At 41.8% G+C, this 17,565-nt stretch carries 12 protein-coding genes and 1 pseudogene; 5 read left to right on the top strand and 8 right to left on the bottom strand.

The genetic code is table 11. The features are described from left to right. From VK664_RS19090 to VK664_RS19070, 5 genes and pseudogenes are all read left to right on the top strand, one after another. A pseudogene (locus tag VK664_RS19090) lies at window positions 1-205 on the top strand (hypothetical protein); the annotation flags it as partial. 20 nt (window positions 206-225) lie between these two features. Then, complete coding sequence (locus VK664_RS19085) at window positions 226-1,455, top strand: glycan-binding surface protein (protein ID WP_461400295.1); 1,230 nt, start codon at window positions 226-228, stop codon at window positions 1,453-1,455. Between the two features lie 263 nt (window positions 1,456-1,718). Further along, the gene (locus tag VK664_RS19080; RefSeq protein ID WP_461400294.1) at window positions 1,719-3,665 is read left to right on the top strand and encodes a T9SS type A sorting domain-containing protein; all 1,947 of its coding nucleotides are present in this window, start codon (window positions 1,719-1,721) and stop codon (window positions 3,663-3,665) included. A 113-nt stretch (window positions 3,666-3,778) separates the two neighbouring features. Beyond that, entirely contained in the window at window positions 3,779-4,867 is a 1,089-nt protein-coding gene (locus VK664_RS19075; protein WP_461400293.1) for a helix-turn-helix domain-containing protein, read from the top strand. A gap of 66 nt (window positions 4,868-4,933) precedes the next feature. Then, entirely contained in the window at window positions 4,934-6,211 is a 1,278-nt protein-coding gene (locus VK664_RS19070) for a vanadium-dependent haloperoxidase (protein ID WP_461400292.1), read from the top strand. A gap of 132 nt (window positions 6,212-6,343) precedes the next feature. Here VK664_RS19070 and VK664_RS19065 read toward each other — a convergent pair whose 3' ends face one another. From VK664_RS19065 to VK664_RS19030, 8 genes are all read right to left on the bottom strand, one after another. Then, window positions 6,344-6,571, bottom strand: a complete 228-nt coding sequence (locus tag VK664_RS19065) for a CDGSH iron-sulfur domain-containing protein (RefSeq protein ID WP_461400291.1) — start codon at window positions 6,569-6,571, stop codon at window positions 6,344-6,346. A 150-nt stretch (window positions 6,572-6,721) separates the two neighbouring features. Continuing rightward, window positions 6,722-10,159 carry a TraB/GumN family protein gene (locus tag VK664_RS19060; protein ID WP_461400290.1) on the bottom strand — a complete coding sequence of 1,146 codons (3,438 nt, stop codon included), beginning with the start codon at window positions 10,157-10,159 and terminating at the stop codon, window positions 6,722-6,724. Between the two features lie 229 nt (window positions 10,160-10,388). Beyond that, window positions 10,389-10,874, bottom strand: coding sequence for a GDYXXLXY domain-containing protein (locus VK664_RS19055; protein ID WP_461400289.1), 486 nt, complete (start codon window positions 10,872-10,874; stop codon window positions 10,389-10,391). Then, window positions 10,861-11,937 carry a DUF4401 domain-containing protein gene (locus VK664_RS19050; protein ID WP_461400288.1) on the bottom strand — a complete coding sequence of 359 codons (1,077 nt, stop codon included), beginning with the start codon at window positions 11,935-11,937 and terminating at the stop codon, window positions 10,861-10,863. Before VK664_RS19050 ends, VK664_RS19055 begins: the two co-directional genes overlap by 14 nt. Next, a complete protein-coding gene (locus VK664_RS19045; protein ID WP_461400287.1) occupies window positions 11,930-12,883 on the bottom strand; it encodes a DUF2157 domain-containing protein in 954 nt (317 codons plus the stop codon). The genes VK664_RS19050 and VK664_RS19045 overlap by 8 nt, the downstream gene beginning before the upstream one ends. A 142-nt stretch (window positions 12,884-13,025) precedes the next feature. Continuing rightward, complete coding sequence (locus tag VK664_RS19040) at window positions 13,026-14,555, bottom strand: family 43 glycosylhydrolase (protein WP_461400286.1); 1,530 nt, start codon at window positions 14,553-14,555, stop codon at window positions 13,026-13,028. A 46-nt stretch (window positions 14,556-14,601) separates the two neighbouring features. Then, a complete protein-coding gene (locus VK664_RS19035; RefSeq protein WP_461400285.1) occupies window positions 14,602-14,895 on the bottom strand; it encodes a hypothetical protein in 294 nt (97 codons plus the stop codon). Between the two features lie 245 nt (window positions 14,896-15,140). Then, complete coding sequence (locus tag VK664_RS19030; protein ID WP_461400284.1) at window positions 15,141-17,540, bottom strand: alpha-L-rhamnosidase-related protein; 2,400 nt, start codon at window positions 17,538-17,540, stop codon at window positions 15,141-15,143. Between the last annotated feature and the right edge of the window lie 25 nt (window positions 17,541-17,565).

Genomic DNA, 17,565 nt, shown 5'->3' with positions numbered 1-17,565 from the left:
TATAGCCAAGCAGGATAAGGGTGACTATACTATTAATTATGTGGCAGGTTCAAGTCCTAGAAGATACACAGTAACTTATACCAGTGCATACTTCCCGGCTTCGGAGTCAACTTTTTTCCTGCCCATACCGGCAAACGAATTGCTGCGTGCACCCAACCTGCTGCAGCCAGCTGTAGAATTTGATTTCAGTAAACTTCCTGAATAACAACTGCTAAACTCAATCCCATGCCATTTACATTTCGAAATATAATCAAAGCGATTTTTGTTATCGCACCTGTGCTCTTATTTCTCTACTCTTGCAAAAAAGATAGTAATGCGAGTGCCCCTCCTGTCATCGAGTTTGTGCGGCTTGTTGACTCCACCAAAAGAGACAGCACTTTTACCAGCTCCTTAACCGGGCAACAGATACTGATTCACGGTCAGAATCTTGGGGGCGTGCAACAGATACTTTTTAATGACATGCCGGCATCTTTTAATACTGCTTTAGTAACCAATACAGATATCATTGTTGTGGTGCCAGCCACTGCGCCTACGGAAGCCACAAATCCAAACGTTTCAAACAAGATCCGGCTGATTACCGAGTCCGGTGAAGCTTCATATGATTTTAAGCTGGTTCCGCCTACACCTGGTATTACTTCTGTTTCAAATGAGATGGCCTTTGCCGGCGAAGTCATTACGATCAAAGGTTCTGTGTTTTATAATTTAGAAAAGGTCGTTTTTCCCGGCAATCTAAATGGCACTAATCTCCAGGTGATAGACACTGCAACTTTGCGGGTGACTGTTCCGAACGGCATAACCACAGTTGGCACAATCCAGGTAGTAGGAAAGTATGGTATCGGTGAAAATCCCAACATCATTTTTAATGGCGTTAGTCAACCGGGGATGCTTGCCAATTTTGAAGATGGCGATCCGCAGTTTGGATGGGCCTGGTGGGGTGGAATCAAAACCAACAGTTCTGTCGATTTTCCCGGTAACAGGGGTAACTACATAAGAATTAAACCCGCCGCAGCAATCAATGCAAATGACGGAGGCTGGTATAGTGACAATCGTGCAGTAAATGTTGCTGAAGCAAGCTGGATACCCGAATCGAATCTCAACGATCCGATAGGGGACTATTTGTTGAAGTTTGAGGTGTTTATTAAAACACCCTGGAAAAACGGAACCATCCTGATCCGTAATGAAGGATCATGGAAATATACTGCGCGTTATGCGCCCTGGCTAAACAGTCCAAATGGAACTTACTCCAATTCGGGTTGGGTAACGGTAAGTATACCATTAACCGAATTCAGAACTAAGGCCAATGACGTTGATGGTTCGGGTTCACCGGCTTCAAGCTTGTCGGAACTGCTTGGAAATGGCAAACGTGAAGTTGGATTTATGCTTATCAATGACAGCAGCACACCGATAGCAGCATTTGACGCAGCTTTTGATAATGTAAGAGTTGTACGCCGCTAATTTGAAGAACCGCGGTTCTAATTTGGATAGATCAGAACAGGTAAGCCGTTGTGTAAGTCAGAAAATGACAAAGCACAGCGGCTTTACTTTGATCAATGCCGGATCATATCCGTCTTTAGCATTGCCATCTCACCACACGATGTCAAATTTGTTACCGTATCAATTACGACAATCTAATTTTACATGAGAAACCGTCGTCTCAAATTCCACAATCAAATTTTACATGAGAAACCGTCGTCTCAAATTCCACAATCAAATTTTTTATGATGAAGCGACTTGTCAGATATATTCATTACTGCGGCCTTGTTATTTTATTGGTCCCGGGTATAAGAACTAAGGCGAGGGCACAACAAGGATTTTTCCTGAACGACTGGAAACCGAAAAATATAACAGCACCAGTATACACAGAGATTGCGATGCCAACTGCAGCAAGTACTGTAACTGTGAACATCAATGGCGAAAATATCATAACAAAAGTTCCGGCAAGTCTATTTGGTAATAATGCTAACCCTTATATGACGCAGATGGTGACGGAGCCGGTTCTTATTGACCATATAAAAGCGCTTTCACCAAATATCATCCGCTATCCTGGTGGCAATATCAGCAGTGTCTTTTTCTGGAACCAGGAAAAAGATGCAAAGCCCCCGACGGCACCCGACAGCTTATTTGATTCAAATGGTAAACCTGTTAAGGGTGGCTATTGGTATGGGAAAAATAATGAGGGCTGGACTTTGTCGCTTGATAACTATTACAAAATGTTGCAACAGACCAACAGCACCGGCATAATAACGACCAACTATAGTTATGCAAGGTATGGGCTTGGTGCAAATCCAGTAACAGACGCAGCGCACCTGGCAGCTGATTGGATAAGATACGATAGTGGCCGCACCAAATACTGGGAGATAGGAAATGAAGATGCCGGCCCATGGCAGGCAGGATTTAAAATAAACACCGGTACTAACAGCGATGGACAACCGGAGATCATTACCGGGGGTCTATATGGTCAACATCTCAAAATTTTCGCGGACTCCATGCGAAAGGCGGCAAAAGAACTGGGGGTAACGATATATATCGGGGCGCAACTTATTCAATATGATGCTGCGGCCTCGTGGAATCCGCCGGACAGAAACTGGAACGCGGCTTATTTTGCCGAAGCCGGAAATACCGCCGATTTTTATATTGTCCACTCCTACTATTCGCCCTTTGGAGAAAATTCAACAGCTGTAAACATTCTTAAGACAGCCGCTGATGAAACCAGGGCCATTATGAACTGGATGAAAACAACCACTACCAAAGCGGGAGTCGAATTGAAGCCAATTGCCTTAACAGAGTGGAACATTTTTGCAGAAGGTTCCATGCAGTCGGTGTCGCATGTAAATGGGCTTCATGCCACGCTGGTCTTAGGTGAACTAATTGAACAGAAGTACGGAATGGCAAGCCGTTGGGATCTTGCAAATGGATGGGGAAATGGTAATGATCACGGGACATTCAACAGCGGTGATGAACCCGGTGGCGTACCAAGATGGAACCCAAGGCCATCATTTTATCATATGTATTATTTTCAGAAGTTTTTTGGCGACCAGATGATACAATCGACGGTAACAGGCAGCCAGGATATAGTGAGTTATGCATCGTCCTTTTCTTCCGGACAACTAGGTAGCGTAATTGTCAATAAGGGCAATTCCGCAAAAATTGTGAAGATCGCCACAGATGCGTTTACTGTAGGCCGTTATTACTGGTATACATTGACCGGCTCCAACGACAATGGTGAGTTTTCCCGGAAAGTATTGGTTAATGGAAATGGGCCAACCGGAGTTTCAGGAGGACCTCTCAACTATCCAGGTATTGCTGCCAATTCAACAATAGCACAAGGCGAGGTAAAAATAGAAATACCAGCCCGTGCAGCCGTCTATGTTTTACTTGAGAAAGGCGCCATCACCGCCGTGAGGGATATTGATCCTGCCGACAAAATTGTGAAGCTGTATCCAAATCCTTCCAAAGACGGCAGTTTTTATCTCCGCATCCGGGATGGTTTGATCTTGGATAAGGCTTCCGTCCAGGTTATTAACACGGGTGGTCAGCTCGTGGAACAAAGAACCGGATTCACTAACGGAACCCTCTTGTTCAGCCAGCCGCTGATCAGTGGTAACTACCAGGTTGTGATTAAACTCGCAGAAGGGGTCACAATAAAGAGGCTGGTGGTCCAATAACCGGAAAATTTATCGTCTATCCGATAAATTATCGTCTATCCGGTTCACTGAATTCGGTGAGGGAATAGCAGCGGAAGGTAATCTACTTTTGAACACCCGGAAAAGCAACAAACTTGTCGGGTGTTTTTTTTATGACCTCCAGGGAAGCAATCGAACACCAGGTAAACACTGTATACAAAAGTTATGCTCCCACTTCCCTTTCTGTGAGAGAACCGGGCCTGGTTGATATTGAAGTAAAAGTGAGCGAACTAAAAGGTGCATTTATTTTTACCAATGATATGCAAACCCATGACAAGGATTTGTATTTCGATCTTGAAAGAACCGATCCTCTTGTAATGATGTACTTCCAGCTGAAAGGCTCTGCTCATTTTGTAGATGACAAGCCGTTTATGGTACCACCTATGCACCACTCAGTCAATCATGTGCCTTTGTTTCGTTCAAGATGCGTCGCAGAAAAAAACACAAGTTCAAAAAATCTCTGCATAAAAATCAGTCCTTCTGTTTTATTAAAAGAATGGCCGGACGAACTGTCTATTGACAAATGGTTGCGTGCCATTGAATCCGGTCAGCCAATGGTAACCTTACACAAAAGCCGGCCGATGAATCACAACATTCAGCAAAATGTAAAGCAGCTGCTGGATTGTCCTTATACAGGACAGTTAGGCGCATACTGTCAGGAATCAATTATACGTTTGTTATTAATACAACAACTGGCTGAGTTTGCCGACGAACACCAGGCAGATAATAAACAGCAGTTCATTGAGTTGAATCCACCGGCAAAATTGACCGCAAGTGATGTTGCTGCACTGCATGATCTCAGACAATACCTGGAACAAAATTTTCTGGAAGATGTTTCGCTGGACAAACTTGCGAGACGGGCCGGGCTTAACAGCTTCAAACTAAAACATGGATTCAGAACCTTATTCAAGACTTCTGTCATGCGTTTTATCGATGAGAAAAAAATGAATTATGCGAAACAATTATTACTTGCCCAGGATGACAGCACAGACAGGTTTGATCTTTCCGATCTTTTAGGATACAATCACTATTCAAACTTCAGTGCCGCTTTTAAAAAACATTTTGGCCATTCCCCTTCAACTTATAAAAAGCACTTCTCTCATAGAAAAGATCTTTCTCATAGAGAAAATCCAATTCACGAAGTAAATCTTTCTCATAAAAAATACCTTTCTCATATCAATTGATACTTTTTGCATAACCACCTACTTCTTTGTCTGCTGTTTCTTTGTATTCTAAAAACATTTATTAAAATGAAACAGTATTTAGTTATGGGCGTAATTATTTTGAGCGCCTTCTGTGCCTGTAACAGGTCCAACAGTAATTTAGCAGACAAACCAAAAACAAAAACATTTTCCAGCAAGGTTGTACTTGACTGGAACGAAATGGCATACAATGCCATGGGAGGAGCTACTTATCAGCACTCTTTACTTGCTTCACGAATAAATACCATGATGCATATCGCCATGCATGATGCAGTGAATGCGGTGATCCCACAGTTCAAAACCTATGCATTAAATAAAACCGACGACAAAGCAGATCCGGTTGTTGCAGCGGCGACTGCCGCGCATGATGTGCTGATTGCAGCTTTTCCTGAAAAGCGGGCATCATTGGACTCTATGTTGCAGGTATCACTGCACGGATTAAATGATTCTGTCGCATTATACCGGGGTCGGGAAATTGGCAAAGAAGCTGCTTCTGCGATACTTGCGATGCGATCAAATGATGGTGCATTGGCAGATCCGTTTGGAAAAATAGATCCATCAAATGCCGCTGGTACTTACCAGGCAGTTCCCCCATTCGACATTTTGTTTGCACCGTTTTGGAAAAACATGCAGCCATTCGGAATTACCAGTGCCAGTCAATTCCGCGTGGCACCACAGCCCGCACTCGATTCAAAGGCATATGTCGATGGGTTTGAAGAAGTAAAACGTTTCGGATCGAAGTTTAGCAAGGAGCGTAATGCAGAACAAGCATCTTATGCACAGTTCTGGTATGAATTTTCAGAAGCAGGTTGGAACCGTATCACCAGGAATGCTGTGATGGCAAAGAAGTCGGATCTGGTAACAAGCGCCCGTCTCTTCGCACTGGTGGATATGGCATTGGCGGATGCTTACACTGCGGGATGGGATTCAAAGTTTCATTATAATTTCTGGAGGCCTTTCACTGCCATCCGCAATGCAGCTATTGATGGCAATTCGAACACTAATGCTGATCCGGTCTGGGAACCAATGTTGCCGACACCACCTGTTCAGGATTACCCTTCCACACATAGTGCACTTGGTAATGCCGCAGCCACTGTCCTGACTTCTATACTCGGAGATAACTTCTCCTTTTCATTTCAGTCTCCTACTGCCAGTCCGGCTAACCTGACCAGGCAGTTCAAAAGTTTCAAGCAGGCAGCCCTCGAGAACGCAGATTCAAGAGTAATGGCGGGTCTGCATTTCCGATTTAGCTGTGACGCCGGCTTAACGCTTGGAGACGATGTAGGTAAGTGGGTTGTTCTACATCAACTAACACCCGTACGATAGTAGTGAGTAGTGAGTGGTGAGTGGTGAGTGGAGTGATGAGTGGTAAGTGGTGAGTGGAGTGATGAGTTATGAATGAATTTCATAACTCATCACTCTTTTTCATAATTCATAACTCATAATTCATATCTCTCTTCAAGTGGTTTTTTTAGGCGGTAATGCAAATGCAATAGCCTCATGCTCAAAATGTCCTTTATGAGAGGCATCACAAAAAGGCTTGTTTTTCGAAAGACCGCAACGGCAAATAGATACTACCTCACGGCCACCAAGATCATATGGAGTACCGTTTTTATCTACTATCTCGAAATCACCTTCTACTTTAAGAGAACCATTGCTATTAACTATAATTTTTGTTGCTGCCATTTCTAAATTTTTAATAAGCTGCGAAAATAAGATAATTCCCGGCTTTTAACTCCGTCATTGTCTACCACCGCTCACCTACCTCCTCACACATACAGTAATATCCATAACTCACAACTCAAAAACTTCACTCACCACTTACCACTCACCACCTCACTCATCTACGGTTTTTATTAGTTCTATAAATTGGAGCTTAATCTTTTTCTGATCAAAAGGTTCAGTCCAATATACGTTTGTAAGTTGCAAAGCGGGCTCCAGGGATTTTGAAGAATCGTAACCACCGGCCATGGCCAGATAGAATTCGTCATTTTCACCAAATCCCATTTTGTAGAGATAAAATGTCAGGGTTTTGCCGTTGATAGTTTCCTTTCGTTTTTCAATAAACCTTAGTGAGGTCGGTGAATAATCGTCCATCCCACTATTGAAAGCGAGAGACTCGGCAAAAGCTCCCTGGTTAAGATATTTCGAAGGAAATAATGATTGTTTACCGGCCAAACTCAGCATCTCGTACAGAGAGACACGTATTTCTTTGTCAGCTGCAAGTTTATTGATATAGACTGCACCAACCTGCTGACCATTTTTCAGCAGCAATTCGATCACATCTTTTGAAAGATATTTATCTTTTACAGACAGCAACTCAGTGAGCTTTTTGTTCGACTTCTCTGTGTTGAGTTTTCCCAGTAATGCAGCAACATCATAAAGACGGTAATCTGCATCATCCTCATAAAACTTTGTTGGATGATTTAAAAAATCAGCAATAAAAAGAAAATCAGCTTCATTTTTAATGATCTCACTTTTTACAATAATATTGCTGTCAAGCAAATGTAGCGCGACCATCGATATCGCTGCCCCGAAAACAGTATCCCTTATAAACTGCTTGAGTTCTGGATAAAATGCTGCCGTTAACCAGATGGTATCTTTCAGTGGCTTTACAAACTGAAGGCCGGGATTAATAGTCAGGGAAGATTGTTTCATTAACCCAATCATAGCCTTGAAAGATTCAATGCTTTTCATTTCTGCAAGACTATTCAAAACAAGTACTTTATGTTCCTGGTTAGTTGAGGAATTATATTTCTTCGTAAAAAAATCTATTGACGCCGGGGTATTAAGTACCACAATCCTATCCGCTATTTCGTGATTAACTGACATACCTGTATCAGTGCCATAAGGGTAACGATATGTCTTGAAAACGGCACCATGCAGCAGTTGCAAATCTGAGTTCAAAAAAGGAGCAGCCTCAAGCTTGTTGTAAGCTTTGACGCGTGTTGTAGAATCGCCATCGTCAAGGTCCCTGATCAGCGTAATGGCTTTTGATTCCAGGTGAAATTGCTGGTTCGATGCCAGCGAGCCAAACTTAAAACCTTCAAAGAACTTATTTATGTTTGGTTCGTACACAAACTCACGGGTACCCGTTACAATTAGTTTATAAACCTTATCACCATTTAATAGTATCCTGACCCTGTAAACGATATTACCACTCCCATTTTTTCGCATTAGTATCTCACGACCTTTGCTGCCGGCATTGGTAACTTCTTTCTCCGTGATTAACTGGCCGCCAGCTAACTGAGTATTAACCTGCGCTCTCCAGAAACCTGAATCGGATTTTGCCCAGTCATAAATACTAAGCGTATCAGGCAACACGGTATAGGAAGTGGAAGTCATGGTGTCATAGGCGAGCCATTGGAGATTACTCACCTCCTGCCCGCTAAGTCTGAAGGATGCCGGAGCCCAGGTACTGAAATTATTATCAGCTTCAGCAAAGGTTTTCCAACGGAATTCAGGTTGTTGTAAAAACTTCAATGATCCAAAAAGGTTTCGACCTGCTTCTCCATAGATGTTTGCTGAATCAGCGATCATCATCAAGAGGATATTCCGGTTGCCATTAATGCCACCAACAGTGCGACTATACAATCCCTTTTGTATTAAGTTTTCACCCGTAACCTGCAGCATTCTTTTTCCATCAAGCCAAACGCTCTGTGAATCAATCACCCGGTATTGAGATCCCATCTTTTCATAGAGTTCTGCTTCTATCAGGCTATCGCTTTCAATAAAATGACCAGGCAGCACTTCCTGTGAAAAAAGCATTGAATAAATGCCTTTGCTCAGATCCACTCCAGCAAATCCGGATATGTGCCATCCATTTTCGGTGCGGCTATATTGTTTGTTGTATTCAATTTTGGAAGACGCTTTAAGGCTGATACCCATTATAGTATCTGAAAAAATGAAACTGGTATCCTGACCAGGAATGACATGGTTTTCAGGAATAAAAAATGAACTGAAGAATTTATTGGCGTCAACACCCGCAAGCTGCTCGCTTTTGTTACCCGTCATCATCGCTACGTATACAACACGCTCATCCATTAGAATTTGCACCCTCAAATTCTGATTGCTCACCTTTTCGATGAACTCCTGCCCGGTTGCATTTCCAATACTGATTCTTCTGCCGGTTTTTAATTTACGCCCCTTGAACATATAGGTGGCCATCTGCTTTGCAACGCTGTCTTTGTTGAAGTTTTGTTGTGGATAAACAACTGCCATGGTAGCATAGGTCGACATAGTAAACAGGTCCAGGTGGAATTTCATGTCGACCAGGCTCTGCAAACGGACAGATGCCGGGTTACCGGGCATTAATATCTTGTAAAGATTATTTACATCAGACACTTCCTGCCAGGGAAGATGCACTTCTTTGAAAGTGTATTTTGAAGCATCGATCTTTTTGTTTGACATTACAGGTTCTACCTTGAAGCCCCGTCGTGTTAAAAGATCAATTACTCCACTATCACCTGACAAATGTGCAGCACCTATCGCGAGAAACATCGTGCGAATATTTACCAGGCTATCGATGCGACGAGCCATTTTCACATTTCTCCTGATTAGCAACTGGTCTTTAAAATCAGCACTACCCTGATTCGAGATTTCGTTGATCCCATCCAGATCCTCCCGTGTATAGGTATCGATCATTGTTTCCATTACCGACTTACCGGTTTTGTTTATCTTCTTTTTGTTGTCCAGCAACAAATAGTCGAGATCAGATTTATCGACCATGTCTTCCATCAAACCAACCTGGTCACTTAGGTCCTCTATTCCACCGAGCCACTTACCTTGACGCCGGGCGATATTGTACAGATAGGCATCAACAAATGTTGGCATCTCACCTTTGGCCATATAATCGTTCATCCAACGATTTCGCTCCTGTACAATTTCATCTGTAGTGATTTCACTGGCCGGTTTCTTAAACTTCTTAGAAAGTCCCTTCCGGTATGGTTCGAACTCTTCTTCCGTAAGCAGGTCCTGTAACTTTTTTTTGTTCTCCAGTTCGTCAAACATCTTGTTTACATAGTAAACACCCATCTCGTCAGGATTAACCTCGATTGCCAACCCCTCAGATTTTTCAATGGCAGCATAAACCGAATCACTGAAACGAAAAAGGCGTTTATCATTCAAATGCATGGTGCCAAACAGGTAAGAAGGTTTTTTCAAACCCTGGCCGCTGATTCGCCACAAAAGTGTTTTGGGAGTTGGTTGCTGGGCTGAAGCAGAAAAACAGGTCAAGCAAAGGAAAGCGAACAGCAAGCGAAAGAAGATAGGCATTAATACAGATATGAATTATGAGTGATGAGTGATGAGTGAGTTATGAGTGATAAGTTTCTGCAATATTAATTGTGTGCAAAAAGTTGGAAAACTGCGATCAAAATAATTTTAATTACTCATATTTCATAATTCTGCAGGTTAAATTTATTGACCCCTTCGCTTAAATCATTCATTACTCACAACTCACCACTAAATTTCATAACTCATAATTCATAATTCATATTTCTCTTCAGTGTATTTGTTTCAAATGCTCGTCAAATAAACCAATAAGAACCGTTTCGCCTTTTTCATCGGATTTCAGGCCACCATATTTTGCCATTGCGTATTTGTCAGCATCGCCTTCCTGGAAGAAAAACGATTCTGCTCCGAGATTGAGGCTCCATGGCCCGGCGGTATAACGGATGGCATATTCACCGGCAATAAGCGGTGATTTATTTGGTTGAATTCTTATGCGGTCAGCCACTCCGTTTGGTCGGAGTTTTACCACGACAAATCCTCTTGGGATCACACTGTCAGCATTTATACCCTGGGTTATGGCGTATCTCAGTTGCATATAGTCACCCTGCATAAGTGATCTTGGATCTACCGGTGCTAATTCAAGCAGAATTAGTTTTCCATCTTTTAATAAAGATTCCTTACTTAACACTGATCTGTTAAAGAAAAAAAGCAACACTACACAGTTCAACAAAATGATAATCCACCTAAGTTTTTGCATTTGTCACTAATTTTTTTATGGTCACCAGATAAATAAGGACGAATAAAATTCCGCTTCCAATCAGGAAATACGATTTCTGCAGCAGGCTATACTCAAGATCATAATAATACTGGCAGATAAAATAGATTAATGCTCCGATGCCCAGTATAAAGCCGCCCCGGTGCCGGACAAAAAAACTTAGCAGGATAACCAGCAAGCAGCCCGATATAGCGGGAGCCATGATTGTGGGAATGAACATCAATGTAGCAATTCCATAAACAAGGATCTTATCGTTGGGCTTTGTAACGTTTAGTACAACCAGCAAATGAAAGGCAACATACAGCAGCGCAATTATGATGACAATGGAGGTTGCCAATAAATAATATGACCCTGTGGAGAATAAATCCTTCCTGGCTATTAGCACAAGTCCGCAAAGAAAAGAAAGCACCATACCCGTCCGGATTGGCTGGTAAAGCTTTGATATTTTCGGGCTAGCTGAAATAAAAGCAGATTCATGCAGGAATAAATAAACAATTGCAATCACCTGCATTGTGAGCAATAAATGAATCATATTATTGGAAAAGGAAAATATGATCAATGCGAACAGACTGCCATTAATGATCAACAGGGAGATAAATGAAAAAATATAGTTTTGAATGATAATCAGCGTAAGCAAAGCAACGGCGACAAATATCAGGCAAATCATGTTCTCGTTTACATGTATGGATCCGAGTCCCACACCCAACAAAAAGAAACCAATCAGGTAAAATGATATACTTGCCGTATCGACTATAATATTATCAAACCGGCTGTTTACTATAATTGACGCGGCAATAAATATTAAACCAAAAATAAGCATACCCGTTTCGGACTCATATAATCCTGCAAGAAATAAGAATGCGAGAAAAAAAAGGCTGGCAGCAATCCCACCAAAAACAGAGAGTGCCTTGATAGCAATTCCTGATTTGCCCGTGTTTGCCTCCTGGTATTCACTTAGAATTTTTTCTTCATCTATTGCCGGGGTCCTGTTGGCTGAACTCTTCAGCAAATAGAGCGTATGTATGATGATATTTATCTTATTCAACTGCCCATTTTTTTTGTAGTGAAATCAGGTTTCGTATGATTAGGGTGACGCTGATAATTACAAACAGGAAAGTGATAAAAAACATACTGGCGTCAGAGCCAAGATTGAGCAACAGGTCTGAGATAATAATAACTAAACTAAAAGGGATAATGGAAAGAAAAAATGCACGCTTCTTTTTGAGCGAATACAGAATGCCCGCACCATAACTGATAATAGTCAGTAAAATCAGCACATAAAAAGCAGGATCTGGACCTCCAAATATCCCCGCCGTGATTCCGATGGTGGTGCAGGCAACTGTTGCCAGTGCAAGGGTTTTGACAAACCAAGACGGCATCTTCAACAATCGTCTTGATTCTGATAACAATACAAATATGACTAAGGCAAAAAGATTGATAGCAAAAATCAAAGTGTATACGAATGCCGTACTCCAATTACCCGCTACCTGCTCCGAATATAAAACAACTGTTGTATTTATAAGTAACAGGTAAATTAACCAAAGCGGGCCAAACCCTGCTACGAATACCCAGAGCGTTATGGAAATGGTCCATCCAAGGAAAAAATCATAGGCATTTGCGCCAGTCTGGTAAATCTGTCCGAACACAGCAAACAAAACACCCACAAGAACCGAAGCACCAGTGAGACAAATGTTCTTAATATCCTGCTTTAATTTAGTAAGCAGGACCAGCGAAACTGTAATAACAATCAGGATTTCTATTAATCCAATCTTCGAAAACTTTCCAAGTGAGTCCCAGTTATAGGCAAAAAACATGATAATGCCGGCGACCAGAAAACCAACACCAAGTGCCATAAAAAATATCCGGAGAAATTTCTTCCAGGAGGCAGCATTCGTGTAAACATGCTGTTGCAATAACGCATGGATTTCCGATTTTCTTAAATCACTATGACGGCTGATGACGTATATGTCGTCGCGTTCTATTTTTGCCATGAACAATTATTATTTAGAGGCTAATATCAGGTATCAAAACGCTGTTGCGTCTGATTTATTGGCAGTTGATATATTTCAAAACTTCATATATCAACTTGTTATTCGCAACTTTATCCATGTAAATCAGAATGCTGTATACTGTTCAATTATTGGAGATTTTACACCATGAAAAACGAGCAGGTTCCGATTGCTTTCCCTGGTGAATCAAACCCGGCCGGGGCGCGCGATCCCATTGTTTTGTATACGATACATCCAACCCATCTATACCATTTACCCCTGTCGGCACCTGGGTCCATTTCTTACCATCGGTAGAATAGAAAAATTTAAGAATGCGTCCGTAGGTAACAGCCATTTTCAACCTGATTGACTTCGCAGATGTTAATTTGATTGTTTTCAAGATTTCCTTTTTATTGTTATTATTTGACCAGATAACAAGATCATTTCCCTTCACCCCTATCCCGGCATTGCTGTTGTCATCGCCATAAAGAACCAATCCTTTCAATGCACCATTTAGATTCGATACCTCTGTACTTATTTCGTATTCAGGAACGGTTGTCCTCACACATAGTACAGTACCACTCCGGTTCCCTTGTTTTACATTACCTGATAAACTGAGAAAGCCATGATCATTATTTGCTACCAGGTCGCTATGTCTGAAATCCCAGGACCATTGCAGTGATAATTTTTTATCATCGAAATCATCTGTCCACTCGCCCTTTGCTTTTGTGGAAGCAGATCCGGGCTGCCTGAAAGATGGCCATCCATTTGTATCATCCCATGATATTTCAGAAATCAGCGCCTGCCTGCCAGTATAAACATTGAATTCCTTTTCGTATCCATGAAACAGAAAAAACCATTTTCCATCCGGTTGAAGTACTGGTGTACCATGCCCAGTACACATCCATTGTCCACTCTCGTGTAAGACAGGATTTCCCGAATAATCTTCGAACGGCCCTGTAACAGATTTTGACCTGCTAACCCTGAGGTTATAATCGCATGGAACACCGCAGCAACTCCCTGCTGAGTAAAACAGGTAATAGTAATCATTTCGTTTTATCATTGACTGGCCCTCAAGTCCTTTGCGTGACGAGTCTATTTTGATCGAAACCGGTTCACCAATGAGTTTGAGACCATCATCAGAAAGTTTTGAAGAAAGCAATTCGATGGGACGTTTGTCGAGACCATATGCCTTCCATGTAATATATAACTGCCCCGAATCATCGAACACAAAAGCATCAATTGCTTCTTTCCCTGTTCTGATCAAAACTCCATGATCCGTAAAACCTGATTCAGGATTGTCCGCCGTTGCAACTCCAATACAGGATATACCATTTGTATCACGAACTGTATAATACGCAAAGACCTTGTTATTATGGTAATATAACTCGGGTGCCCAGAATGAAGAAAGCATCCATGGCTGTTTCTCCGGAAATATATGTGCCACCTGCTTCCAGTTCAAAAGATCGCTCGAAACATAGACCGGGAAATGTGGTGCCCATTCGGATGACGTGCCAGCCGCGTAATATTTATTGCCAATACGTATAACCGAAGGATCGGCAAAATCGCCCCTGATCACTGGATTTATAGTATCAGCCAGGTTGGCACTTAGTTGCATGCAACAACCAAACACAAGCATTAAAAGAGCAACAAAAACACGAAGGTTCCGGATCATAAAAATGGTTTTATGACCAAATTTAACACTTGAAACAATGACAACTCTAATTCATCCTTCCTCCAAAAAGATATGGTAACATCATCACAAGCACATAAAGAATCATCAGGCAGACAGGCAGCGCCATGATAAATGTTGCAATCTTCAAATGACCAGCGAAATAAAAGATAAGACCTGAAATCAGAATAGCAAGGCCGACAAACATCACGTATTTTATAGATCCGGATGAAGATTCAGGACCTCCGTTATAGTTCTTATAATAAACATTGATGAATCCCTGGATTGAATACAGGTTGCCAATGGAAACTAAGATGGTTGCGATCCAGAATACTATTTTCATCCGTGCATATTGTTTTTGACCTTTATAAAAAACAAATATATGATCAGCACATGGGCTGATCCACACGGATACTTGTATCCTGTATAAAATATTGAGTGATTGACAGGCCTACCCTGGCTGCATTGATACCAACCTGAATTGATATCTACCTGAATTGATAGCTGCCTGAATTAATATTTACTTGAATTGATACCTACTTGTATTGATAGCTACCCGATTTGATAGCTACTTGGATTGATATTTACCTAATTGAAATTTACCTGTTGTTTGCCGGCCTTGAGATTGATTTCCTTGCCGTTCCAGACAAATCTGCCAGTGGTTCCTGAAGGCAATGTCACGCTTCCTTTCAGGCCGTCTTTGTTTTGCCTTGTTAAATCCACCGATATTAAACCATCAGGGTGTGGCATAGTAGCAACCACATTATTCAATTTGCCTGGGGAAGGTGAAATAAGTATTTTTTTGAAACCAGGTGCATCGGGAACAATTCCGCATATGGTAGCAAAGAAATCATAATTAGGACTAGCACTCCAGGCATGGCAATCGCTCCTTGTGGGATCGGGATTTTCTGCAAATGTTGTTAATCCTACAGAAAGCATGTCGCGCCAGGGCTTTAACTGTTCATAATACAGCTGGGATAAACCAGCCTTTTTTAAAGCTATCGTCAGGTAAAACCTATAATAAAAAGTTGCCTGGCTAAGTGAAGTGTCGGTAAGAACCTTATTCATCACTGCCTTCATTTTATCAACAGGTACGGAACCTGTAATTACACCCATAATGCTTGCATGCTGGCTGAACGTGTTCTTCATAGGAGTGTTAGCCATCACACCTTTCCCGGCATCAAAACATTGTTGATACACAGCTTTGGAAATCTTATCAGCAAGAGAACGATAATGGGAAGCCTCATTTTTCTTACCATAATAATCAAAAAATTCTGCAGCCTGTTTTAAAGTATAAACAAATTGAAGAGAAATTACAGCAGAGTTTCCATCAGTTGCACCATCGGGTACTCCATTAGGGAAAGCTCTGTTCCAATCTGTGAATCCCCACCATTTCATCGGCCCGAGCATAGACTTGCTGCTGTCAATATTTTTTTCGTACCAGTCAAGCACACCCTGCACACCAACCAGGAATTGCTCGAGGAATTTAGCGTCTTTACGATGCATCCAGTAATCATGGATCATCGTAACCCAATACAACGAAAAAGGTGGTATCACCTGCAGGCGGTTACTTGGATAGCGGCCCTGTGTGAGTCCTTCGGGCACGCGCGAATGAAAGAAATCGAGCAAAGCTTTTCGCATCAATCGATCATCGCCTGTAACATATAAAGAGATCAATGATTGAATACGCGTATCACCCTCATACTGCAGTTGTTCATAGTATGGACAGTCGTAGTAAGTTTCACCGGCACATAATCTTGCCGTTCTCCAGCCAACATCCCAGATCTCCTTTAATGATTGATCATTACTTGTGAAAGTTGCAACCTCTTTGAATGGATAACCCGTATACATACCGTACAAATCATCTATTACAAGCGGTTCATTACCTGTAACAATGTCTACCTGGATATAACGGTATGTTCTTAACCATAATGGCCTGAACAATCGCTTGTTTCCACCATCAGTCTTAAAAATATCAAAATTGCCGATCAGTTCCTTTCCTTCTATTGAATCGCGATGACCTTTTACCCGGCCTTTAAATAAGGCTTCAGCATAGGTTAATGTAACTGATGAACCTTTGCCTCCGGTTAAGATCAGCTCGGGATAAGCAACTGTATTAAACGACTGATCAAGTAGAATAGAAACTTTTTTATTTGCAGGAATTGTAATTGGTTCTTTCCCGGATTTTATACTGTTTGTATAAGTTGAAATTAGTTTTGATTGATTTTCGTTTTCCATTCCAGTGGTTCTTCTCACCAAATCTATTCTCTGGAGTTTTTCCTCCATCAGTGGGATATTACGTGGCTTAAGCGTCCAGATATTATCCGTACCATAACCAGCTGTGACCGGACTTGTTATCTGCCTGGCAGTTTTCCATTTGCTATCATCATATTGTAGTTGTTCCCAACCCCAGGGATACTTAGAACCATCAACTTCATCACCGGGACCTATCACCATATATGTACGCAGGCGCGACCCATTATCCTGAGAACATGGGGAATAAGAAGGGTTCTGCATTACCTTCCATTTGTTATTTGTATTTACTAATTCTTCAGCCGGACCATTGCCCTGTACCACGAGACCTGTCTGGTTTGAGATTTGAGCAACCGGGGCATCTGTACCCATATTCCAGACCACAGCGGCAAGCAGATTCTCTCCTGCCTGCAAGAATGGCGCGATGTCTATGGTTTCAAAATACCAATTATACAAATCACCCCTTGCTGGTCCGCTGCAAACTGATTTACCATTCACAAACAAACGGTAGCGATTATCAGCCGTTACATGAATGATAAATTGACCTGGTTTTGTGTTTAAGGAAAATGATTTCCTGAAATGATAAATACCATAATCCCTCTGTGGAGCATCAGGACAGGTTATCCACGAAGATTTCCATTGTTGTTTTAACAATATGGGATTGATGGGTAATTCCTGGGCAAAAACAAATTGAATGTAAGTCGCAAGAAAACAAAGGATCGTAAGTCTTTTCATATTCTGGTGCAATTGAAGCCCAAAA

This window comes from Flavitalea sp. (genome assembly GCF_035489435.1).
Classification (GTDB): domain Bacteria; phylum Bacteroidota; class Bacteroidia; order Chitinophagales; family Chitinophagaceae; genus DATHKG01.
Note: the sequence above shows the minus strand (reverse complement) of the source record. Positions and strands in the feature narration are given on the sequence as shown.